Origin of the sequence: Pseudomonas sp. C9 (genome assembly GCF_002000165.1) — a bacterium.
Taxonomy (GTDB): domain Bacteria; phylum Pseudomonadota; class Gammaproteobacteria; order Pseudomonadales; family Pseudomonadaceae; genus Aquipseudomonas.
Window position 1 is genome coordinate 4915972 of the sequence record NZ_MPAK01000001.1, and the last position, 20828, is coordinate 4936799.

General features: G+C 56.8%; 18 protein-coding genes and 1 pseudogene. 14 read left to right on the plus strand and 5 right to left on the minus strand.

Translation table 11 applies throughout. The features are described from left to right. The first annotated feature begins 12 nt into the window (after positions 1-12). Together BMS17_RS23000 and BMS17_RS23005 are read left to right on the plus strand one after the other, a co-directional pair. Positions 13-1215: an efflux RND transporter periplasmic adaptor subunit gene (locus BMS17_RS23000; RefSeq protein WP_046032518.1), complete on the plus strand. Its 1203-nt coding sequence runs from the start codon at positions 13-15 to the stop codon at positions 1213-1215. Between the two features lie 152 nt (positions 1216-1367). After that, positions 1368-2897: a DHA2 family efflux MFS transporter permease subunit gene (locus tag BMS17_RS23005; protein ID WP_046032517.1), complete on the plus strand. Its 1530-nt coding sequence runs from the start codon at positions 1368-1370 to the stop codon at positions 2895-2897. A gap of 127 nt (positions 2898-3024) precedes the next feature. On the opposite strand, the gene lpxH is transcribed toward BMS17_RS23005, so the two are convergent. Beyond that, positions 3025-3777: a UDP-2,3-diacylglucosamine diphosphatase gene (gene lpxH / locus BMS17_RS23010; RefSeq protein WP_077431860.1), complete on the minus strand. Its 753-nt coding sequence runs from the start codon at positions 3775-3777 to the stop codon at positions 3025-3027. Beyond that, complete coding sequence (locus tag BMS17_RS23015) at positions 3774-4277, minus strand: peptidylprolyl isomerase (protein ID WP_034146890.1); 504 nt, start codon at positions 4275-4277, stop codon at positions 3774-3776. The genes lpxH and BMS17_RS23015 overlap by 4 nt, the downstream gene beginning before the upstream one ends. 250 nt (positions 4278-4527) lie before the next feature. Here BMS17_RS23015 and BMS17_RS23020 point away from each other — a divergent pair, with 250 nt between their 5' ends. Both BMS17_RS23020 and cysS read left to right on the plus strand, forming a co-directional pair. Then, positions 4528-6225 (plus strand): glutamine--tRNA ligase/YqeY domain fusion protein, encoded by a 1698-nt coding sequence (locus tag BMS17_RS23020; protein WP_046032515.1) that lies wholly within the window; start codon positions 4528-4530, stop codon positions 6223-6225. Positions 6226-6268: 43 nt separating this feature from the next. Beyond that, complete coding sequence (cysS, locus tag BMS17_RS23025; protein ID WP_046032514.1) at positions 6269-7651, plus strand: cysteine--tRNA ligase; 1383 nt, start codon at positions 6269-6271, stop codon at positions 7649-7651. A gap of 195 nt (positions 7652-7846) precedes the next feature. On the opposite strand, the pseudogene BMS17_RS23030 reads toward cysS, so the two are convergent. Both BMS17_RS23030 and BMS17_RS23035 read right to left on the minus strand, forming a co-directional pair. Further along, a pseudogene (locus BMS17_RS23030) lies at positions 7847-7966 on the minus strand (helix-turn-helix domain-containing protein); the annotation flags it as partial. Between the two features lie 49 nt (positions 7967-8015). After that, positions 8016-8573 (minus strand): class I SAM-dependent methyltransferase, encoded by a 558-nt coding sequence (locus BMS17_RS23035; protein WP_077431861.1) that lies wholly within the window; start codon positions 8571-8573, stop codon positions 8016-8018. Positions 8574-8958: 385 nt separating this feature from the next. Between BMS17_RS23035 and hxsA2 the strand changes: the two genes are divergently transcribed. The 4 genes from hxsA2 to hxsC are packed head-to-tail and all read left to right on the plus strand — an operon-like array spanning position 8959 to position 12152. Then, complete coding sequence (gene hxsA2 / locus BMS17_RS23040; RefSeq protein ID WP_077431862.1) at positions 8959-9243, plus strand: His-Xaa-Ser repeat protein HxsA2; 285 nt, start codon at positions 8959-8961, stop codon at positions 9241-9243. Further along, the gene (gene hxsD / locus BMS17_RS23045; protein WP_077431863.1) at positions 9243-9545 is read left to right on the plus strand and encodes a His-Xaa-Ser system protein HxsD; all 303 of its coding nucleotides are present in this window, start codon (positions 9243-9245) and stop codon (positions 9543-9545) included. The genes hxsA2 and hxsD overlap by 1 nt, the downstream gene beginning before the upstream one ends. After that, a complete protein-coding gene (hxsB, locus tag BMS17_RS23050; protein WP_077431864.1) occupies positions 9538-10995 on the plus strand; it encodes a His-Xaa-Ser system radical SAM maturase HxsB in 1458 nt (485 codons plus the stop codon). The genes hxsD and hxsB overlap by 8 nt, the downstream gene beginning before the upstream one ends. Continuing rightward, the gene (gene hxsC / locus BMS17_RS23055) at positions 10989-12152 is read left to right on the plus strand and encodes a His-Xaa-Ser system radical SAM maturase HxsC (protein ID WP_077431865.1); all 1164 of its coding nucleotides are present in this window, start codon (positions 10989-10991) and stop codon (positions 12150-12152) included. Before hxsB ends, hxsC begins: the two co-directional genes overlap by 7 nt. 335 nt (positions 12153-12487) lie before the next feature. Here the strand turns inward: hxsC and BMS17_RS23060 are convergent, their stop codons facing one another. Next, a complete protein-coding gene (locus BMS17_RS23060; RefSeq protein ID WP_077431866.1) occupies positions 12488-14338 on the minus strand; it encodes a sigma-54-dependent Fis family transcriptional regulator in 1851 nt (616 codons plus the stop codon). 463 nt (positions 14339-14801) lie between these two features. Here BMS17_RS23060 and BMS17_RS23065 point away from each other — a divergent pair, with 463 nt between their 5' ends. From BMS17_RS23065 to BMS17_RS23090, 6 genes are read left to right on the plus strand one after another with little or no spacing between them, the layout of a single operon-like run. Then, positions 14802-15896, plus strand: coding sequence for an ABC transporter ATP-binding protein (locus BMS17_RS23065; RefSeq protein ID WP_046032511.1), 1095 nt, complete (start codon positions 14802-14804; stop codon positions 15894-15896). After that, on the plus strand, positions 15896-16993 hold the full coding sequence (locus BMS17_RS23070) for an ABC transporter ATP-binding protein (protein ID WP_046032510.1): 1098 nt from the start codon (positions 15896-15898) through the stop codon (positions 16991-16993). Before BMS17_RS23065 ends, BMS17_RS23070 begins: the two co-directional genes overlap by 1 nt. After that, on the plus strand, positions 16990-17856 hold the full coding sequence (locus BMS17_RS23075; RefSeq protein ID WP_046032509.1) for a carbohydrate ABC transporter permease: 867 nt from the start codon (positions 16990-16992) through the stop codon (positions 17854-17856). Before BMS17_RS23070 ends, BMS17_RS23075 begins: the two co-directional genes overlap by 4 nt. Before the next feature lie 8 nt (positions 17857-17864). Further along, entirely contained in the window at positions 17865-18665 is an 801-nt protein-coding gene (locus BMS17_RS23080) for a carbohydrate ABC transporter permease (RefSeq protein ID WP_046032508.1), read from the plus strand. Positions 18666-18675: 10 nt separating this feature from the next. Beyond that, positions 18676-18948 carry a DUF2160 domain-containing protein gene (locus tag BMS17_RS23085; protein WP_077431867.1) on the plus strand — a complete coding sequence of 91 codons (273 nt, stop codon included), beginning with the start codon at positions 18676-18678 and terminating at the stop codon, positions 18946-18948. Positions 18949-18995: 47 nt separating this feature from the next. After that, the gene (locus tag BMS17_RS23090; RefSeq protein WP_046032506.1) at positions 18996-20738 is read left to right on the plus strand and encodes an ABC transporter substrate-binding protein; all 1743 of its coding nucleotides are present in this window, start codon (positions 18996-18998) and stop codon (positions 20736-20738) included. Positions 20739-20828: the final 90 nt, after the last annotated feature.

Genomic DNA, 20828 nt, shown 5'->3' on the forward strand with positions numbered 1-20828 from the left:
AAGGTATTTGTCATGGCCACCGTCGATACACCTCAAGCCCCGCATAACGCTCAAGACACGGGCAATCCGCGTAAACGCAAAGTCATGCTGGTCGCTCTGGCCATCGTGGTTGTCCTCGCCGGAGTCGGCGTCTGGGGTTATCACGAACTCTACGGGCGCTGGAATGAAAGCACCGACGACGCCTACGTCAACGGCAACGTCGTGGAAATCACCCCGCTGGTGACTGGCACCGTGGTCAGTATCGGCGCTGATGATGGCGACCTCGTCCACGAAGGCCAGGTGCTGATCAACTTCGACCCGAACGACGCCGAAGTCGGCCTGCAAAGTGCCCAGGCCAATCTGGCCCGCACCGTGCGCCAGGTGCGTGGTTTGTACAGTAACGTCGATGGCATGAAGGCTCAGGTCAACGCGCAACAAGCCGAAGTGCAGAAGGCGCAGGACAACTTCAATCGCCGGAAAAACCTCGCCGCCGGCGGTGCGATTTCCCAGGAAGAGCTGTCCCACGCTCGCGATGACCTGACTTCGGCGCAAAACGCCCTGGCCAACGCCAAACAGCAGCTGAAAACCACCAGCGCGCTGGTCGATGACACCGTGGTTTCGTCGCACCCGGACGTGATGTCGGCCGCCGCGCAACTGCGTCAGGCCTACCTGAACAACTCGCGCAGCACCTTGATCGCGCCGGTCACCGGTTACGTGGCCAAACGCTCCGTGCAATTGGGTCAACGGGTTCAGCCGGGCACTGCGCTGATGGCCGTGATTCCACTGGATCAGCTGTGGATCGATGCCAACTTCAAGGAAACCCAACTGCGTGACATGCGCATCGGTCAACCTGTGGACATCGAAGCCGACCTGTACGGCAGCGACGTGAAATTCAGCGGCACCATCGACAGCCTTGGCGCCGGCACCGGCAGCGCGTTTGCCCTGCTCCCGGCGCAAAACGCTACCGGTAACTGGATCAAGATCGTGCAACGGGTGCCGGTGCGGATCCACATCAACGCCGAAGAACTGGCCAAGCATCCGCTGCGGGTTGGTTTGTCGACGCTGGTCAATGTGAACCTGCGCGACCAGAGCGGCCCGGTACTGGCACAACAACCGCCGCAAAAGGCCTCGTTCAGCACCAATGTCTACGATCGTCAGTTGGCCGAGGCCGACGCAATGATCACCCAATTGATCCACGACAACAGCGCCGCGGTCAGCAAAACCGCGCAACGCTGATTCGCCCTGTGGGAGCGAGCTTGCTCGCGATGGCGCATTAACATTCAACAGCTTTGTTGGTTGACCCACCGCCATCGCGAGCAAGCTCGCTCCCACAAGGTCAGCTGCGTCAGTAACAGGCGCTGCGCCCACCCGGTTTCAAAGGATTCGCGATGAGCAATAACGCCTCTTTCACGCCGCCCAGCCTGTTGCTCAGCACCATCGGCCTGTCGCTGGCGACCTTCATGCAAGTGCTCGACACCACCATCGCCAACGTGGCGCTGCCGACCATTTCCGGCAACCTGGGCGTGAGTTCGGAGCAGGGCACCTGGGTGATTACTTCATTTGCCGTGAGCAACGCCATTGCGCTGCCGCTGACCGGTTGGCTCAGTCGGCGCTTCGGTGAAGTGAAGCTGTTTCTGTGGGCCACGGTGCTGTTTGTGCTGGCCTCGTTTCTCTGCGGTATCTCGACCTCGATGCCGGAGCTGATCGGCTTTCGGGTGTTGCAAGGGCTGGTCGCCGGTCCGTTATACCCAATGACCCAAACGCTGCTGATCGCGGTTTATCCGCCCGCCAGACGCGGCATGGCCCTGGCGTTGTTGGCGATGGTCACGGTGGTGGCGCCGATTGCCGGGCCGATTCTCGGTGGCTGGATTACCGACAGCTACAGCTGGCCGTGGATCTTCTTCATCAACGTGCCCATCGGCATTTTCGCGGTGATGGTGGTGCGCCAGCAGCTCAAGGCACGGCCGGTGGAAACCAGCCGTCAGCCGATGGATTACGTTGGTTTGATCACACTGATCATTGGTGTCGGGGCCTTGCAGGTGATTCTCGACAAGGGCAATGACCTGGACTGGTTCGAGTCGAACTTCATCATCCTCGGCGCGGCCATTTCAGCGATTGCGCTGGCGGTGTTTGTGATCTGGGAAATGACCGACAAGCATCCGGTGGTCAACCTGCGGCTGTTTGCCTATCGCAACTTCCGCATCGGCACGCTGGTGCTGGTGTTGGGGTACGCCGGGTTCTTCGGCATCAACCTGATCCTGCCGCAGTGGCTGCAAACCCAAATGGGCTACACCGCGACCTGGGCCGGTCTGGCCGTGGCGCCAATCGGGATTCTGCCGGTGATCCTGTCGCCATTTGTTGGCAAGTATGCGCACGATTTCGACCTGCGATTGTTGGCCGGGTTGGCGTTTTTGGCGATTGGCCTGAGTTGTTTCATGCGCGCCGGGTTCACCAATGAAGTCGACTTCCAGCACATTGCCCTGGTGCAACTGTTCATGGGCATTGGCGTGGCGCTGTTCTTCATGCCGACCCTGAGCATCCTGATGTCAGACCTGCCACCGCACCAGATCGCCGATGGCGCGGGCCTCGCGACCTTCCTGCGCACCTTGGGCGGTAGTTTTGCGGCGTCGTTGACCACCTGGATCTGGATTCGCCGGGCGGATCAGCACCACGCGTACCTGAGTGAAAGCATCACCACTTACGACCCGGCAACCCGCGATGCGTTGAACACGCTGGGCGGGGCGGGGAGTCCGGCGTATGCGCAACTCGATCATGTGCTGACCAGTCAGGCGTACATGCTTTCCACCGTGGATTACTTCACGTTGCTGGGGTGGGGGTTCATGGGGTTGATACTGATTGTGTGGCTGGCGAAACCACCGTTTGCGGCCAAAGCAGGGCCGGCGGCATCCGGTCACTAGAGTCAGGTGAAGAGCCAATGTGGGAGCGGGCTTGCTCGCGAATGCGGTGTAACAGTCAACTAAGATGTTGAATGCTAATCCACCTTCGCGAGCAAGCCCGCTCCCACAAGGGATTTGTGTTGAGCCGTTAGTTGGTGGGGGCCGCAAGTTGCGGCGGCGGGGCGAAGTCGAACGGTGCCAACGCAAACCCGTTCTCATCCACCTGCAACGCCCAACCCTGACGATCCCAATCCCCCAACACAATGCGCTTGGCCGCCTGCTCGCCAAGTTGCAGTTTATGGATGGCAGGGCGGTGGGTGTGCCCGTGGATCAAGGTCTTCACCCCGTATTCCTGCATGATTCGCGGAATTTCCTCGGGCGTGACATCAACAATGTCATTGGCCTTCATCCGCGTTTGCGTGCGGCTTTCACTGCGCAGCTTGCGGGCCAGTTTATGGCGCGTGCGCAGCGGCAAGTGACGCAGGATGAACAGGGTGACGGGGTTGCGCAGGTAACGACGCAGCTTCATATAGGCTTCGTCGCGGGTGCAGAGGCTGTCGCCGTGCATCAACAGCACCGGCTCGCCATAAAACTGCACGACACTCGGGTCCTTCAACAACGTGCAGCCGGCCTGTTTGCAGAAGGCCTGGCCGAGCATGAAGTCGCGATTGCCGTGCATCAGAAAAATGGCCGTGCCGCTGTCGCTCAATTCGCGCAGGGCCTGGCAGATGGAGCGCTGAAAGGGCGTCATGGCATCGTCGCCAATCCACGCTTCGAAAAAGTCGCCCAGAATGTACAACGCACTCGCCGAGCGGGCGCGTCCGGCGAGCAAATCCAGAAACGCCCGGGTGATGTCCGGGCGCTCCTCTTCCAGATGCAAGTCTGAAATCAGCAATATCACTCAATGATCTCGGCTTTCTCGATGATCACGTCGTCTGCTGGAACGTCCTGGTGGCCGGACTTGGAAGTGGTGGCCACGCCTTTGATCTTGTCGACAACGTCGGTGCCGGCAGTCACTTTACCGAATACCGCGTAGCCCCAACCCTGGACATTCTTGCCGCTGTGGTTCAGGAAGCTGTTGTCAGCCACGTTGATGAAAAACTGGGCGGAAGCCGAATGCGGCTCCATGGTGCGGGCCATGGCAACGGTGTACTTGTCGTTGGAAAGACCGTTGTCAGCTTCGTTCTGGATGCTTGGGCGCTTGTCTTTCTTTTCTTTCATGCCTGGCTCGAAACCGCCGCCCTGGATCATGAAGTTACCGATGACGCGGTGGAAAACGGTGTTTTCGTAGTGACCGGCTTTAACGTATTCGACGAAGTTGGCCACGGTGATCGGGGCTTTCTCGGCGTTCAGTTCCAGGACGATGTCGCCATGGTTGGTGGTCAGTTTGACTTGGGTCATGATCGGTACTCTATCTGGGAATTCGTGGGTTTCGGGGCATTACAGCCCCCAACCGGTTTGGCCAGTAACAGCCAAGGTGCGCAGTTTAGCGTGCCGGACGCGAATTTCGAGGCTGTTTTTCATTTATGGCCTATTAAATACGACCGTTTGCAGGCGCGCTCTGTCAGGTGCTTGACAGCATCGGCTATGATAGCGGCTTTGTTTTATCTGGCCCTTCTTCTGGCCGCGCACTTGTACGTTCAAGGATCCTATGAGCAAGCCCACTGTCGACCCTACCTCGAATGCCAAGACCGGCCCTGCCGTGCCGGTCAATTTCCTGCGCCCGATCATCCAGGCGGACCTGGACTCGGGTAAGCACACGCAGATCGTCACCCGTTTCCCGCCTGAGCCCAACGGCTACCTGCACATCGGTCACGCCAAGTCGATCTGTGTGAACTTCGGCCTGGCCCAGGAGTTCGGCGGCGTCACGCACCTGCGTTTCGACGACACCAACCCGGCCAAGGAAGACCAGGAATACATCGACGCGATCGAAAGCGACGTCAAATGGCTGGGCTTCCAATGGTCCGGCGAAGTGCGCTACGCCTCGCAGTATTTCGACCAGTTGCACGACTGGGCCGTCGAACTGATCAAGTCCGGCAACGCCTATGTCGACGACCTGAGCCCTGAACAGGCCAAGGAATACCGTGGCACCTTGACCGAACCGGGCAAGAACAGCCCGTTCCGCGAGCGTTCCGTGGAAGAAAACCTGGACCTGTTCGCCCGCATGAAGGCTGGCGAGTTCCCGGACGGCGCACGCGTGCTGCGAGCCAAGATCGACATGGCCTCGCCGAACATGAACCTGCGCGACCCGATCATGTACCGCATCCGTCACGCTCACCACCACCAGACCGGTGACAAGTGGTGCATCTATCCGAACTACGACTTCACCCACGGTCAGTCGGACGCCATCGAAGGCATCACCCACTCGATCTGCACCCTGGAGTTCGAAAGCCATCGTCCGCTGTACGAGTGGTTCCTCGAAAACCTGCCAGTGCCGGCCAACCCGCGCCAGTACGAGTTCAGCCGTCTGAACCTGAACTACACCATCACCAGCAAGCGCAAGCTCAAGCAACTGGTCGATGAAAAGCACGTCAACGGCTGGGACGACCCGCGCATGTCCACGCTGTCGGGCTTCCGCCGCCGTGGCTACACGCCGAAATCGATCCGCAACTTCTGCGAAATGATCGGCACCAACCGTTCTGACGGCGTGGTCGACTTCGGCATGCTCGAATTCAGCATCCGCGACGACCTCGACCAGAGCGCGCCGCGTGCCATGTGCGTGCTGCGCCCGCTGAAAGTCGTGATCACCAACTACCCGGAAGGCCAGGTCGAGAACCTCGAACTGCCGTGCCACCCGAAAGAAGACATGGGCATGCGCGTTCTGCCGTTCGCCCGTGAAATCTACATCGACCGTGAAGACTTCATGGAAGAGCCGCCAAAAGGTTACAAGCGCCTGGAACCGGCCGGCGAAGTGCGTCTGCGTGGCAGCTACGTGATCCGTGCCGACGAAGCGATCAAGGACGCCGACGGCAACATCGTCGAGCTGCGTTGCTCATACGACCCGGACACCCTGGGCAAGAACCCTGAAGGCCGCAAGGTCAAAGGCGTGGTGCACTGGGTGCCAGCGGCTGCCAGCGTCGAGTGCGAAGTGCGCCTGTACGATCGCCTGTTCCGTTCGGCCAACCCTGAGAAGGCCGAAGACAGCGCCAGTTTCCTGGACAACATCAACCCTGATTCGCTGCAGGTACTCACCGGTTGTCGTGCCGAGCCTTCGCTGGGCAACGCACAGCCGGAAGACCGTTTCCAGTTCGAGCGCGAAGGTTACTTCGTCGCGGATATCAAGGACTCGAAACCAGGTCAGCCGGTATTCAACCGTACCGTGACTCTGCGTGATTCGTGGGGCCAGTGATTTAGTGACAGGCCTGACCGGCCTGTATAGAAAGGCAACTAACGTGCTTACGATCTACAACACGCTCACCAAGAGCAAAGAAGTCTTCAAGCCGCTGGATGGCAACAAGGTGCGCATGTACGTCTGCGGGATGACCGTGTACGACTACTGCCACCTGGGCCATGGCCGCAGCATGGTTGCGTTCGACCTGGTGACCCGCTGGTTGCGGTTCAGCGGTTACGACCTGACCTACGTGCGCAACATCACTGACATCGACGACAAGATCATCAATCGTGCCCGCGAGAACGGCGAGTCGTTCGAAGCCTTGACCGAGCGCATGATCGCGGCGATGCACGAAGACGAAGCGCGCCTGAACATCAAGAAGCCGGACATGGAACCGCGCGCCACCGGGCATATCCCCGGCATGCACGCGATGATCCAGACCCTGATCGACAAGGGTTACGCCTACGCCCCGGGCAATGGCGACGTGTACTACCGCGTCGCCAAGTTCATGGGCTACGGCAAGCTGTCGCGCAAGAAAATCGAAGACCTGCGCATCGGCGCGCGGATCGAAGTCGACGAGTCCAAGCAGGACCCGCTGGACTTCGTGCTGTGGAAGGGCGCCAAGCCGGGCGAGCCGAGCTGGGAATCGCCGTGGGGCGCCGGGCGTCCGGGCTGGCACATCGAGTGCTCGGTGATGTCGACCTGCTGCCTGGGCGAGACTTTCGACATTCATGGCGGCGGCAGCGACCTTGAGTTCCCGCACCACGAAAACGAAATCGCCCAGAGCGAAGCGGCCACCGGCAAGACCTACGCCAACGCGTGGATGCATTGCGGCATGATTCGTATCAATGGCGAGAAGATGTCCAAGTCCTTGAACAACTTCTTCACCATTCGCGACGTGCTCGACAAGTACCACCCGGAAGTCGTGCGTTACCTGCTGGTGTCGAGCCACTACCGCAGCGCGATCAACTACTCGGAAGACAACCTCAAGGACGCCAAAGGCGCACTCGAGCGTTTCTACCACGCGTTGAAAGGCCTGCCGAACGTGGCACCGGCTGGCGGCGAAGCCTTCGTCGAGCGTTTCACTCAGGTGATGAACGACGACTTCGGCACGCCAGAAGCCTGCGCCGTGCTGTTCGAGATGGTGCGTGAGATCAACCGCCTGCGCGAGAGCGATCTCGATGCAGCGGCCGGTCTGGCTGCGCGCCTGAAAGAACTGGCCAGCGTGCTGGGTGTGTTGCAGCTCGAAGCCGATGACTTCCTGCAAGCGGGCGCCGAAGGGCGTGTCGATGCCGCTGAAGTGGATGCGCTGATTGCTGCGCGTCTGGCGGCACGTGCTGCCAAAGACTGGGCCGAATCCGACCGCATCCGCGACCAGCTCACCGCCATGGGCGTGGTGCTGGAAGACGGCAAGGGCGGTACGACCTGGCGCCTGGCTGACTGATTGCCTTGATCGCTACAAAACAAAACCCGCCTTGTGCGGGTTTTTGTTTTTTTTTGGGGGGGCTCAAGTGCAGCAGTGGCTCGGCTGATGCTATCGCGGGCAAGCCTTGCTCCTACGGGACAGAGTCGTTCACCGAACCTGTGTACGGCGCAATCCTGTAGGAGCAAGGCTTGCCCGCGATTGACTGCGTAGCAGTCAGCTTTCTGACTGGCGCAATCGCTTGTAAAGGGTATTACGACTAACCCCCAGTCGCCGCGCCAGATACGAAATGTTCCCCCCGGCCGCCGGCAACTGCCGATTCAAATCCTTGACATCGTAGACCCATTCGAGCGAATGCTTTCAGTCTATAGTCGCAGGTGCTCTATTAACTCATTTTTTGAGCAACCAATTTTACGGTGGCATATTTTTTATCGGGACCAACAAGTCGCTCTGTGTAGTGTTTGATAATAAACGTTTTCTCCAAAATTTTTTTTACCTCTCCGGAAACACCCAGTTCACGCCAGTTTTCACCGTTGCCACCGATACTTTCATAAATTAAAAAACCAGATGGTTTAATTATGTCGATTAAATTTTCTATTAAATATTTATTGTAAAAATGAATGATGATTGCGGCTGAAAAAGAATTGCTTTTGAATGGTAGTGGTTTTCTGCAGTCCAAAACAATTGGGTTTATATTCTTATGGTCTAAGTACCATGAATTGCTAAAGCTTTTATGAGAAAAATCTGCAGCCACTACATTTAAATTATATTTGGATAATAGTGCCGAATTACGACCGTACCCGCATCCCGCATCAAGAACAGCTGACCCTTCATGTAAAGTCAAGGCTGAAAGCACCCCCTCTAAGAAACTAGAAGGGTCGTCGGATAGCGGCTTTTTATGTCGACTGTAATGACTGTCGAATTGACTATTTCTTAATCTCATAAGGAGCCTGCGAAAATTGCTCTGCAAATTAAAAACAAAATTACCACTGCATGCCCCATAAGCAATTTTAAAGCCATCAGGTCCTGTTGACCTGCGCTGAAAGTTTAAGATAGCTCAAGAGGTTCGATAACGCCTTCTCGTGCCTGGTGGGGAGTCTCAATTTTCGTGAAAGGCTTTGCGCCGCATCCGTCAAGGACGGTAATAGAGGAATTATATGGCGCCATCTCTGTGCTCCCGTTTTTCGCTCTTCTATAGCCTTTACTAAAAAGCGTGTCGTCTGTCAGGTTATGGGCGAGTAAAAGGCCACTAGTCGATTCCATATTGACATCACTGATATGTGTCAGCGAGACTCCTAAAAACCACAAGAACGATAGGGAAATTCGAGATGAAAAAACGCTCCTTTCTGGTACCGATGGCCACTCTTGCAGCTGCGATGGCAACTGAACAAGCATCAGCAATAGCGACCCACGAGGTTATAGAACCAATAACCGACGCCCCAAACACATTCCCGGCTGAAGCTCAAAGCGAAAACCTTTCGGTGCGCGGTGGCAGTGATCAATTCGCCTTTGTTCTCAAACGCGGAGACCAAGGTCAGATGATGGCCTACCACACCTCCCATGCCTCGCACGCCTCGCATGCCTCGCACACCTCTCACACTTCAGGCTCCTGATGGGTTACTCACATAAGCTCGTTTTTGATGAGCGGCTTTACGACGCGCAGGTTTTGCAGAAAGCCGCTTATCGTTCGATGAATTTTCTGACGGTTGATATCGCGGCCGATAAGGGGATGTTTATCTGCGCCTTGTCCTCGAATATCGGCGTTGATGAGTTGTCCTTCCTATCTGCCGTTCAAGAGTTCAAGAAGGATGTGCTCGACTATCAATTGCGCCACCAGTTGAGCACTGAGACGCAGCCGATCAAAAATTTGATCCTTGGACTGGCCTTTTCAAAAACCGGGCTTATCAGTGAGTAAATTCCAAAAGCTTGAGTTCTACGCGCAGCAACGTCCTTACGAGTTGCTGCCCTTCAAGTTTGATCGCCTGAATGACGACGAGTATGTCATCACCAACATGGCAGGCGAGTTCCACGTTATACCATCGCCTATGCTTGAGCCGATCATTAGAAAGACGCTTCCACTCTCATCAGAGCTGATCCCCACGCTCCGGTCCAAGCAATTCATTCGCTTCACCAATGAGCAAGCGCCACTTCAGCTCTTGGCACTCAAAATACGCACACGGCTGTCCAGGCTGGCCCAGTTCACCAATCTACATATCTTTGTGGTGACCCTTCGCTGTGACCACAGCTGTCCGTATTGCCAGGTATCAAGGCAGTCGGAAAGCAAAGGCGAATTCGACATGACCACGGAGATGGCAGACAAGTCGTTGGATTTCGTTTTTAGGTCACCGAATCCAGCGATCAAAATCGAATTTCAAGGTGGCGAACCACTGCTGAATTTCGAGATGGTGAGATACGTCGTTCTTGAAGCAAAAAAGCGCAACATCAAGGAAGGGCGAGATCTGCGGTTCGTCATCGCGACCACACTGTCGCTTCTGACGGATGACATGCTCGAGTTCTGTAAGCGGCACAGCATCGTGCTTTCATCTTCTCTGGACGGGCCAATGGATCTGCATAATGCAAATCGCCCACGTCTAGGCAGAGATAGTCATCAGCGTTTCGAGGAAGGCTTGAAAAAAGCCCGCGCAGCCCTCGGCTATGACCAAGTGTCAGCCCTGATGACAACCACAGATAAGAGCCTGCCACGCGCACGTGACATCATTGATGAATACTTGCGGCTGGGCTTTGATGGGATCTTCTTACGTACGCTTTCCCCTTACGGCTTTGCGATTAAAACCAAGAAATTCATGTCGTATGACACGGAGCGTTGGCTCGAGTTTTACAAGGAAGGTCTTGAGTACATTATTGAACTGAACAAGTCCGGCATAAGATTTGTAGAGCAGTACTCCTCGATTGTGCTGACGAAAATGTTGACATCAGGGGACCCTGGGTTTGTTGATTTGATGAACCCTGCCGGTGCTGGCATCGCAGCCATCGTGTTCAACTACGACGGATCGGTCTACGCCTCAGATGAAAGCCGAATGCTTGCCGAAATGGGCGATCATACGTTTCGGTTGGGCAACATTCTTATGCATTCCTATGAGGACATAATCCTCTCTGATCAGCTTCTGGATGCACTGGAGAATTCGTTCACTTTAAGCGCGCCAATGTGTTCTGACTGTGCGTTTGAGCCTTACTGCGGCGCCGAGCCCGTCTACCATCACGCCATTCACAAGGACGTGGTTGCAAGAAAACCCGAGTCCTCTTTCTGCAAGCGAAATATGGCGATTTTCAAGCATCTCATTGAGCTGATGGAAAGCGATGAGCAAACGAAACGGATTTTTATGGGGTGGGCCAATCGATGCTGAAGCTCGGCGGAAAGATTATCCGTATCCATGCGGTTGATGTTCACAAGGACCTCACCTTACTCAAAGTGGCGGCCAGCCGGAATCTGCCTGAAGTATTGCGACGAGAAATGGCCTATCTGGTTTCTGATCACCAGATTCCCCGAGGATTCGCACACTACCTACTGCTTGAAAAGCATCGTGAGTTGTTTGAAGTGCTGCCTCCCGACTCTGATTACTCACTCCTACCGAATGACTACAGCTACATTGGCGATGGTGACATAGTCAGGCTTTCAGCAGATCGTCGGACAATTCGTGTGCTATTTCGGGCATCGGCGCCCAACAACAGCATTCTGATTACTGAACAGTGCAATCATTACTGCCTGATGTGCTCACAACCGCCTAAGGCTGCTGATGATTCATGGTTGCTCGATGAAACGGAAAACCTGATCCCGCTAATTCCAAAGGACACCCCAGAATTGGTGTTTACTGGCGGCGAGCCAACGACCAATCGGGAGCGCTTCCTTAAGATCATCAGTCTGACAAAAAGTTATCTACCAAGAACTGCAATCCACATTCTCTCGAACGGGCGCAGTTTTAAAGACCCTGCGTTCGCCGAAAAGTATGCGCAGATTGAATTGCCCGACGCGATGATCGGAATACCTGTCTATTCGGACGATCCGACGCTGCATGACTACATCGTCCAGGCCCAAGGCGCATTCGATGAAACCCTTCAGGGCATTCTCAATCTGAAGCGTTTGGGTCAGAAGGTTGAGATCCGAGTTGTCATTCACAAGCTATCAGTGCGGCGCCTGCCTGAGCTGTGTGAGTTCATCGCACGCAATCTGCTGTTTGTTGATCATGTGGCGTTGATGGGTCTTGAGATGATGGGCTTCACTAGGGCAAATCTTGAGGAGCTGTGGATTGACCCAATCGAGTACAAAGACACACTTAGTAAATCAGTTGGCATTTTGGCCAAGTACGGCATGAATATCTCGGTATACAACCATCAGCTGTGTTTGGTGAATCCGGACATTCAACCCTACTACCGTAAATCAATCAGCGACTGGAAGAACGAGTACGCTTCTGAGTGTCAGAGCTGTAAAAAACAACGCGAATGCGGAGGTTTTTTCGCATCGGGTGTCAAATTCGGTTACAGCAAGCACCTAGTCCCATTCTGACTTCGGCATCATTTTAGTGAGTCACATAGCGTCATTAGTGCATGCACGTCCGCAAATGGTGTTTGCTGCCGTAATGGTCGCTGATTAGTAGTGGTCAGCTCCGATGCGATGTTAGGTCACGTTGAATGCTTGTGGGTGAGAGAGCAAGTCTGTGTAACTGGGCATTCAACAGCAGTCGCCGCTATAGGCACTTTATGTGGGTTTTGTTTATGTGCAGGGCTTTAGGTTTGCGTTGACAGGGCTGACGCCATCGCGAGCAGGCTCCCACAGGGGATTTGTGTCGTGCAGAAGATCAAATGTGGGAGCGAGCCTGCCCGCGATTGACTGCGCAGCAGTCAGCTTTCTGACTGACGCAACCGCTTGTAAAGCGTATTACGACTAACCCCAAGCCGCCGCGCCAGATACGAAATGTTCCCCCCGGCCGCCTGCAGCTGTCGATTCAAGTCTTCGACATCATTGAGATCCACCTCCAACGCCTGCGGCGAATCCACCGGCTCCATCTCCAGATCGACAAAAAAATCATCCGGCAAATGTTCCAGTCGCACCGGTTGTTCCTCCGCCATGGCCAGCGCCACCTGCATCACGCTGCTGACCTGACGCAAATTCCCCGGCCACGGGTGGCGGCCGAACAACTCCAAAACTTCCCGGCTCAACCCGGCCCATTGCGTCGGTTCGCGATGTTGCTCCCACAGCCGCTTGAACAGTGCTTCCTTGTCACTGCGTTCCCTTAGCGGCGGCAGCTCCAGGGTCAGGCCGCCAATGCGGTAATACAGGTCTTCACGAAAGCGGCCGAGCTGCACCTGTTCACGCAACGCACGGTTGGTGGCCGAAATAATCCGGATATCGACCGGGAACAGTTCGCTGCTGCCCACTGGTTGCACGCAGCGCTCCTGCAAAACCCTCAACAACCGGGCTTGAGTCGGCAACGGCATATCGCCGATTTCATCGAGGAAGAGGGTGCCTTTGTCGGCCTTGCGAATAAGTCCGATGCTGCCTTTCTGATTGGCACCGGTGAATGCACCTTTCTCGTAGCCAAAGAGCTCTGATTCCACCAGTTCGGCGGGGATCGCCGCACAATTGACGGCAATGAACGGTTGTTTGCTCCGCGAACTGGCCTGGTGCAGGGCTTTGACGAAAACTTCCTTGCCGACCCCGGTTTCGCCGTGGATCAACAGCGGAATGTCTTTCTCCAGCAGGCGTTCCGCCTGACGCACAGCCTTTTCCACGCGGCTGTCACCAAAATGCAGGGTGTTGAGGCTGATGGCTTCGGGCGCCGCCACCACCGGCTCGGCGCTCTTGGGTTCAGAAAACAGTCGAGGTTGTATGGGCACTTGTTTCGGCCGCTTCAACAGGCACTGAAAGCGGTTGCGGCCGGAGGCTTGCAGGGCAAACGGCAGGCCGTCGGGTTGGTTCAGCAGTTCCAGCAACGAGACCTTGAACAGGCTTTCGATGCTGACCCGCGACAGGCTGATGCCTAACAGATTGTCGGCCCGGCGGTTCGCCGACAGCACCTGGCCGCTCTCATCAAAAATCAGCAAACCGGCCCATTGGCTGTCGAGGTTGTTTAGCCCGGTGTTGAAGGTCAGTTGAAAATGCTGGCCATGGAACAGGTTGAGGATCAGCCGGTTTTCCACGGTCTGGCTCATCATCTTGACCATGCCCAGGGTGTGCGATGGCGGCAGGTAGCTGTCGCTGGACACATCCAGTACCGCGATCACTTTGCGCTCGGCATCGAAAATCGGTGCGGCGGAACCGGTCATGAAGCGGTTGGCTTTCAAAAAGTGTTCATCGTGTTCAATGTGCACCGCCTGCTCACAGGCCAGGGCGGTGCCGATGGCGTTAGTGCCGCTGCAACGCTCCATCCAGCTGGCGCCGGCGCTGAAACCACGGGCCAGGGTCGGCTCGATAAAGCGCTGAGTGCCCCACGACGTCAGCACCTGGCCCTGATTATCGGCAAGCATGATCAGGCAGTTGGAATTGCTCAGGATGTTTTCGTAATACGGCAGCACTTCCTGATGCGTGGTTTGCACCAATGAATGCTGGCTCTCCAGCAACTGCGCAATGCCTTCGGCCGGCAGTTGATCAAACGCCGGAGCGCTTTGGTGATTGAGGCCGAACGCGCGGCAACGGGACCAGGAGTCCTGAATGATGGCGTCGTGGGAGAGCGGCGTGGCGGGTGCGGCCATGGCAGTCGATCTCTAAGCATTTATTGTTTTTGTTTTGGGTAAACGCAATCTGCACGCATCTCGACATACCGCCGAACGCGATTTTGTAGCAGCTGGCGAAGGCTGCGTCCGGCGACGCAGTCGTCGTAAAACCTGTATTCGCGGTCTTTCTTATACACCGCGACACCTGGTCTAACGACGACTGCGTCGCCGGACACAGCCTTCGGCAGCTGCTACAAGGTTGTGCGTAATTCGGAAATTTTCGCAGTAAAACTGTTTGTAGAGTGTTGTTCACTATTGTTCATTGTCAACCGACGGATTGTTCAGTTGTTCAGTCCAGGTTGTTCATTTGTGTTCAGCAACGAAAGCGATGACGCCGTCCATTCGAGGATTTTCAAGCCAGATCAATGGCTTGTGATTTTTGGCACGAAAGTCGCTCTGTAGCTCCGGTCGCTTGACTCCAAATAATAAAAAAGGCCGAGCCATGTCATTAACCCTGGAGCACGTCAGCCGCACCGTCGAGGGCCAGACCTGGATCGATGATGCGTGCCTTAGTTTTGAACCCGGTTCCTTCAACGTTTTGCTTGGGCGAACACTGTCCGGCAAAACCAGCCTGATGCGCTTGATGGCAGGGCTGGACAAGCCCGACAGCGGCCGCATCCTGATGAACGGCGTCGACGTCACCCAGCGCCCGGTGCGCTTGCGCAATGTGTCGATGGTCTATCAGCAATTCATCAACTATCCGACCATGACGGTGTTCGAGAACATTGCTTCGCCGTTGCGCCAGGGCGGTGTTTCCAACGAACTGATCCAGAGCAAAGTGCTGGAAACCGCGAAGATGCTGCGCATCGAGAAGTTCCTCCAGCGCCATCCTCTCGAACTGTCCGGCGGCCAGCAACAGCGCACGGCCATGGCACGGGCGCTGGTCAAGGATGCCGAACTGATTCTGTTCGACGAACCGCTGGTCAACCTTGATTACAAGCTGCGCGAAGAGCTGCGCCAGGAAATGCGCGAGCTGTTCAAGGCGCGGCACACCATCGCCATTTACGCCACCACCGAACCCAACGAAGCCCTGGCGCTGGGCGGCACCACGACCATTCTTCACGAAGGCCGGGTGATCCAGAGTGGCAAGTCTTCCGAGGTCTATCACCAGCCGCAAACGGTGCTGGCGGCCGAGCTGTTCTCCGAGCCGCCGATCAACCTGATGCCCGGCCGGATTGCCGGCAACGAAGTGAGCTTTGCCAACTTCGTGCACTTCCCGTTGAACGTGGATTTGCGGCCAGTGGGCGAGGGCGAGTTCCGCTTTGGCGTGCGGCCCAGCCACATCTCGTTGGTGCCGAGCAACGACGATGACCTGGAGCTGGCCGTGACCGTCGAGGTCGCCGAGATCAGCGGTTCGGAAACCTTCCTCCACGTGCGCAATGAGCATTTCCTGCTGGTGCTGCACCTGCCCGGTGTTCACGAATACGACGTCGATGCGCCGATTCGCATCTATATCCCCACCCACAAACTGTTTGTGTTCGATGCGCAGGGGCGTTTGGTCCAGGCGCCCGGTCGCCGTATCGCGAGGGTTGCCTGATGGCCGAAATTCGTTTGCAAAACCTCGCCCACAGCTACACCCGCACGCCAACCGGCCCTGAGGATTACGCCATCCGCGAGATGGACCACATTTGGGAGCAGGGTGGTGCCTACGCGTTGCTCGGGCCTTCGGGTTGCGGCAAATCCACCTTGCTCAACATCATTTCCGGATTGCTCAGCCCGTCTCAGGGGCATGTGTTGTTCGACGGCAAAGCGGTCAACGACCTGACCCCCGAGAAGCGCAACATCGCCCAGGTTTTCCAGTTTCCGGTGGTCTACGACACCATGACGGTGTTCGATAACCTGGCATTTCCGCTGCGCAACCAAGGCATGGCCGAGGCAAGAATTCACAGCAAGGTGCAGGAAATTGCCGAGGTGCTGGACCTTCAGGCGCTGCTGAGCAAGAAGGCCAGCAACCTCACCGCCGACGAGAAACAGAAAGTCTCCATGGGCCGTGGGCTGGTACGCGACGACGTCTCGGCCATCCTGTTCGATGAACCACTGACGGTGATCGATCCGCACTTGAAGTGGAAGCTGCGGCGCAAGCTCAAGCAGATTCACGAGCAGTTCAACATCACGATGGTCTACGTGACCCACGATCAACTGGAGGCCTCGACCTTCGCCGACAAAATTGCGGTGATGTACGGCGGGCAGATCGTGCAGTTCGGTACGCCGCGAGAATTGTTCGAACGCCCAAGCCACACCTTTGTCGGCTATTTCATCGGCAGCCCGGGGATGAACCTGATTGAGGTCACGCCGCAGGCCGGGGGCGTGGGGTTCGCTTCGACGCATCTGCCGCTGTCCGAGGCGCAGCAAAAACGCATCGCCGAATCCGAGTGGAAAACCTTGAAAGTCGGTATCCGTCCGGAGTTTGTGCATGTGTGGGAAGAGCCCTTTGATGACGCGATGAGGGCTCAAGTCGTACACATCGAAGACCTTGGCACCTACAAGATCCTGACCCTGAACCTCGACGGCGCCCCATTGAAAGTGCGCCTGGCCGAAGACAAGCCGGTGCCGGAAGGCACGGCGTACATCAGTTTTCCGGCGCAGTGGTTGATGGTGTATGCCGATGAATACTTGCTGGAGACACAGCCATGAACAAGGTGCAAAACAACAAGGCCTGGTGGCTGGTGTTGCCGGTGTTCCTGCTGGTGGCCTTCAGTGCGGTGGTCCCGATGATGACGGTGGTCAACTATTCGGTGCAGGACATTTTCGACCAGTCCAGCCGCTACTTCGTCGGCGCCGACTGGTACAAACAAGTGCTGCTCGATCCGCGCCTGCATGACTCGCTGCTGCGCCAGTTCATCTACTCCGCCTGCGTATTGCTGATCGAAATTCCGCTGGGCATCGCCATCGCACTGACCATGCCCACCAAGGGACGCTGGTCGTCGCTGGTGCTGATCGTCCTGGCCATTCCGTTGCTGATTCCGTGGAACGTAGTCGGCACGATCTGGCAGATTTTCGGTCGAGCCGATATCGGCCTGCTTGGGTCGAGCCTCAATGCCATGGGCATCAGCTACAACTATGCGGCGAACACCATGGACGCCTGGGTCACGGTGCTGGTGATGGACGTCTGGCACTGGACGTCGCTCGTGGCGCTGTTGTGTTTCTCCGGGTTACGGGCGATTCCGGACGTGTATTACCAGGCCGCGCGGATTGACCGAGCGTCCGCCTGGGCGGTGTTCCGCCACATCCAGTTACCCAAGCTCAAAAGCGTGCTGTTGATCGCGGTGATGCTGCGGTTCATGGACAGTTTCATGATCTACACCGAGCCGTTTGTGTTGACCGGTGGCGGCCCGGGGAATGCGACGACGTTCTTGAGTCAGACGCTGACCCAGATGGCGATTGGGCAATTCGACCTGGGGCCGGCAGCGGCATTCTCGCTGGTGTACTTCCTGATCATCCTGTTGGTGTCCTGGCTGTTCTACACCGCCATGACTCACTCTGACGCCAACCGCTGAGGCCCGCCATGAGTAAAAGAAAGCTCATCCCGTTGCTGATCTACATCCTGTTCCTGCTGGTGCCGATCTACTGGCTGCTGAACATGTCCTTCAAGAGCAACACCGAAATCCTCGGTGGCCTGACGCTGTTTCCCCAGGATTTCACTTTCCACAACTACAAGGTGATCTTCACCGATCCGGCCTGGTACACCGGTTACCTCAACTCGCTGTATTACGTGAGCCTGAACACGGTGATCTCCCTGAGCGTGGCGTTGCCGGCGGCGTATGCGTTTTCACGCTACCGTTTCCTGGGCGACAAGCACCTGTTCTTTTGGCTGCTGACCAACCGCATGGCGCCACCGGCCGTATTCCTGTTGCCGTTCTTCCAGCTGTATTCCTCGATCGGGTTGTTCGACACCCACATCGCCGTGGCACTGGCTCACTGCCTGTTTAACGTACCGCTGGCGGTGTGGATTCTTGAAGGCTTCATGTCCGGCGTTCCCAAGGAAATCGACGAAACCGCCTACATCGATGGCTACAGTTTTCCCAAGTTCTTCGTCAAGATTTTCATCCCGCTGATCGGTTCCGGCATCGGTGTCACGGCGTTTTTCTGCTTCATGTTTTCCTGGGTTGAACTGCTCTTGGCGCGCACGCTGACGTCGGTCAACGCCAAGCCGATTGCCGCGGTGATGACCCGCACGGTCTCGGCATCCGGCATCGATTGGGGCGTGCTGGCAGCGGCGGGGGTGTTGACCATTCTGCCGGGCATGCTGGTGATCTGGTTTGTTCGCAACCACGTGGCCAAGGGCTTTGCCCTGGGTCGGGTATGAGGAGCTGATGATGGAATGGATGAGTTGGACCGGTCCCACGGCGGCGTTCTTCTGTGTCATTGCCCTGATCCTGGTGGGGATGACGACCTGGGAGTTGCGCTCGCCGAGCATTCTCAAACGAGGTTTCTTGCCGATTGCCACCACCCGTGGCGATCGGCTGTTTATCGGTCTTCTCGGCAGCGCCTACCTGCATTTGCTGGTAATTGGCGCGACCGACTGGAGCATCTGGGTAGCGTCCGCGTTGTCCCTGGTGTGGCTGTTGGCTGTGATGCGTTGGGGCTAGTCGAATCGCTCGGCAATGTTGCTCCGAAAATCAAACAGGAGGTCTCTATGTTCGACAAAAACAATAAGCTGCGACATAGCATTTCATTGGCAGCCATGCTGGCACTCAGTGGGTTGAGCGCTTCGGCCTGGGCCGACGCCTATGAAGACGCTGCTAAGAAATGGATTGGCGACGAGTTCAAACCGTCCACCCTGACGGCCGATCAGCAACTCGCGGAGTTGAAGTGGTTCATCAAGGCCGCCGAGCCGTTTCGCGGGATGGACATCAAGGTCGTCTCGGAAACCCTGACCACTCACGAATACGAGTCCAAGGTACTGGCCAAGGCCTTCACCGAGATCACCGGGATCAAGGTCACCCACGACTTGCTGCAAGAAGGCGACGTGGTGGAGAAGCTGCAGACAGTGATGCAGTCGGACAAGAGCATTTATGACGGCTGGGTCAACGACTCTGACCTGATCGGTACGCATTTTCGCTACGGCAAGACTGAAGCGATCACCGACCTGATGGCTAACGAAGGCAAGAACTTCACGTCGCCGACGCTGGACCTCAAGGACTTCATTGGCACGTCTTTCACCACGGCCCCGGACGGCAAGCTCTACCAACTGCCCGACCAGCAGTTCGCCAACCTCTATTGGTTCCGCGCCGACTGGTTCGAGCGGCCGGAGCTGAAAGCCAAGTTCAAGGAGAAATACGGCTACGAGTTGGGCGTACCGGTGAACTGGTCGGCTTATGAAGACATCGCCAAATTCTTCAGCGAAGACGTCAAGGAAATCGACGGCAAGCGCGTCTACGGGCACATGGACTACGGCAAGAAAGACCCGTCCCTGGGCTGGCGTTTCACCGACGCCTGGTTCTCCATGGCCGGTGGCGGCGACAAGGGCCTGCCCAACGGTTTGCCGGTGGACGAGTGGGGCATTCGTGTCGAGGATTGCCATCCGGTGGGTTCCAGCGTGACGCGTGGTGGCGACACAAACGGTCCGGCAGCGGTGTTCGCCACCACCAAGTACGTGGACTGGCTGAAAAAGTACGCGCCACCGGAAGCCGCCGGGATGACCTTCTCCGAATCCGGCCCGGTCCCATCCCAAGGCAACATCGCCCAGCAGATCTTCTGGTACACCGCCTTTACCGCCGACATGACCAAGCCAGGCCTGCCAGTGGTGAACGCCGATGGCACGCCGAAATGGCGCATGGCGCCGTCGCCGCGCGGTCCGTACTGGGAAGAGGGCATGAAACTGGGTTATCAGGACGTGGGCTCGTGGACATTCATGAAGTCCACGCCTGAGAAACAGAAACTTGCTGCCTGGCTCTATGCGCAGTTCGTGACGTCGAAAACCGTGTCGCTGAAGAAAACCATCGTTGGCCTGACGCCGATCCGCGAATCGGACATCAACTCGCAAGCGATGACCGACCTGGCACCGAAACTCGGTGGTCTGGTCGAGTTCTACCGCAGCCCGGCCCGTGTGCAATGGACCCCGACCGGGACCAACGTGCCGGACTATCCGCGCCTGGCGCAACTGTGGTGGAGCCACATCGCCGAAGCCGCCAGTGGCGACAAAACCCCGCAAGAAGCCCTGGATGGCCTGGCCAAGGATCAGGACGCCATCATGACCCGTCTGGAACGTTCCAAGGCGCAGCTCACCTGCGCACCGAAAATGAACCCGGAGCGCGATGCACAGTACTGGTTCGACCAACCGGGCGCACCGAAACCGAAACTGGCGAACGAGAAGCCGAAAGGGGAGACCGTGAGCTACAACGAACTGCTGAAATCGTGGGCGGATGCGCGTAAGTAAGCTGTTGTGAAATGCAAACGGCACCGAAAGGTGCCGTTTTTGTTTGGGTCTGTTCCACCGTCTTCGCGGGCAAGCCCGCTCCCACAGGTT

Coding starts and splice junctions, on each gene's coding strand:
- BMS17_RS23000 (WP_046032518.1), top strand. CDS start 13: ATGGCCACCGTCGATACACCTCAAGCCCCGCATAACGCTCAAGACACG.
- BMS17_RS23005 (WP_046032517.1), top strand. CDS start 1,368: ATGAGCAATAACGCCTCTTTCACGCCGCCCAGCCTGTTGCTCAGCACC.
- BMS17_RS23015 (WP_034146890.1), bottom strand. CDS start 4,277: ATGACCCAAGTCAAACTGACCACCAACCATGGCGACATCGTCCTGGAA.
- BMS17_RS23020 (WP_046032515.1), top strand. CDS start 4,528: ATGAGCAAGCCCACTGTCGACCCTACCTCGAATGCCAAGACCGGCCCT.
- BMS17_RS23035 (WP_077431861.1), bottom strand. CDS start 8,573: ATGAGATTAAGAAATAGTCAATTCGACAGTCATTACAGTCGACATAAA.
- hxsA2 (WP_077431862.1), top strand. CDS start 8,959: ATGAAAAAACGCTCCTTTCTGGTACCGATGGCCACTCTTGCAGCTGCG.
- hxsD (WP_077431863.1), top strand. CDS start 9,243: ATGGGTTACTCACATAAGCTCGTTTTTGATGAGCGGCTTTACGACGCG.
- hxsC (WP_077431865.1), top strand. CDS start 10,989: ATGCTGAAGCTCGGCGGAAAGATTATCCGTATCCATGCGGTTGATGTT.
- BMS17_RS23060 (WP_077431866.1), bottom strand. CDS start 14,338: ATGGCCGCACCCGCCACGCCGCTCTCCCACGACGCCATCATTCAGGAC.
- BMS17_RS23065 (WP_046032511.1), top strand. CDS start 14,802: ATGTCATTAACCCTGGAGCACGTCAGCCGCACCGTCGAGGGCCAGACC.
- BMS17_RS23070 (WP_046032510.1), top strand. CDS start 15,896: ATGGCCGAAATTCGTTTGCAAAACCTCGCCCACAGCTACACCCGCACG.
- BMS17_RS23075 (WP_046032509.1), top strand. CDS start 16,990: ATGAACAAGGTGCAAAACAACAAGGCCTGGTGGCTGGTGTTGCCGGTG.
- BMS17_RS23080 (WP_046032508.1), top strand. CDS start 17,865: ATGAGTAAAAGAAAGCTCATCCCGTTGCTGATCTACATCCTGTTCCTG.
- BMS17_RS23085 (WP_077431867.1), top strand. CDS start 18,676: ATGGAATGGATGAGTTGGACCGGTCCCACGGCGGCGTTCTTCTGTGTC.
- BMS17_RS23090 (WP_046032506.1), top strand. CDS start 18,996: ATGTTCGACAAAAACAATAAGCTGCGACATAGCATTTCATTGGCAGCC.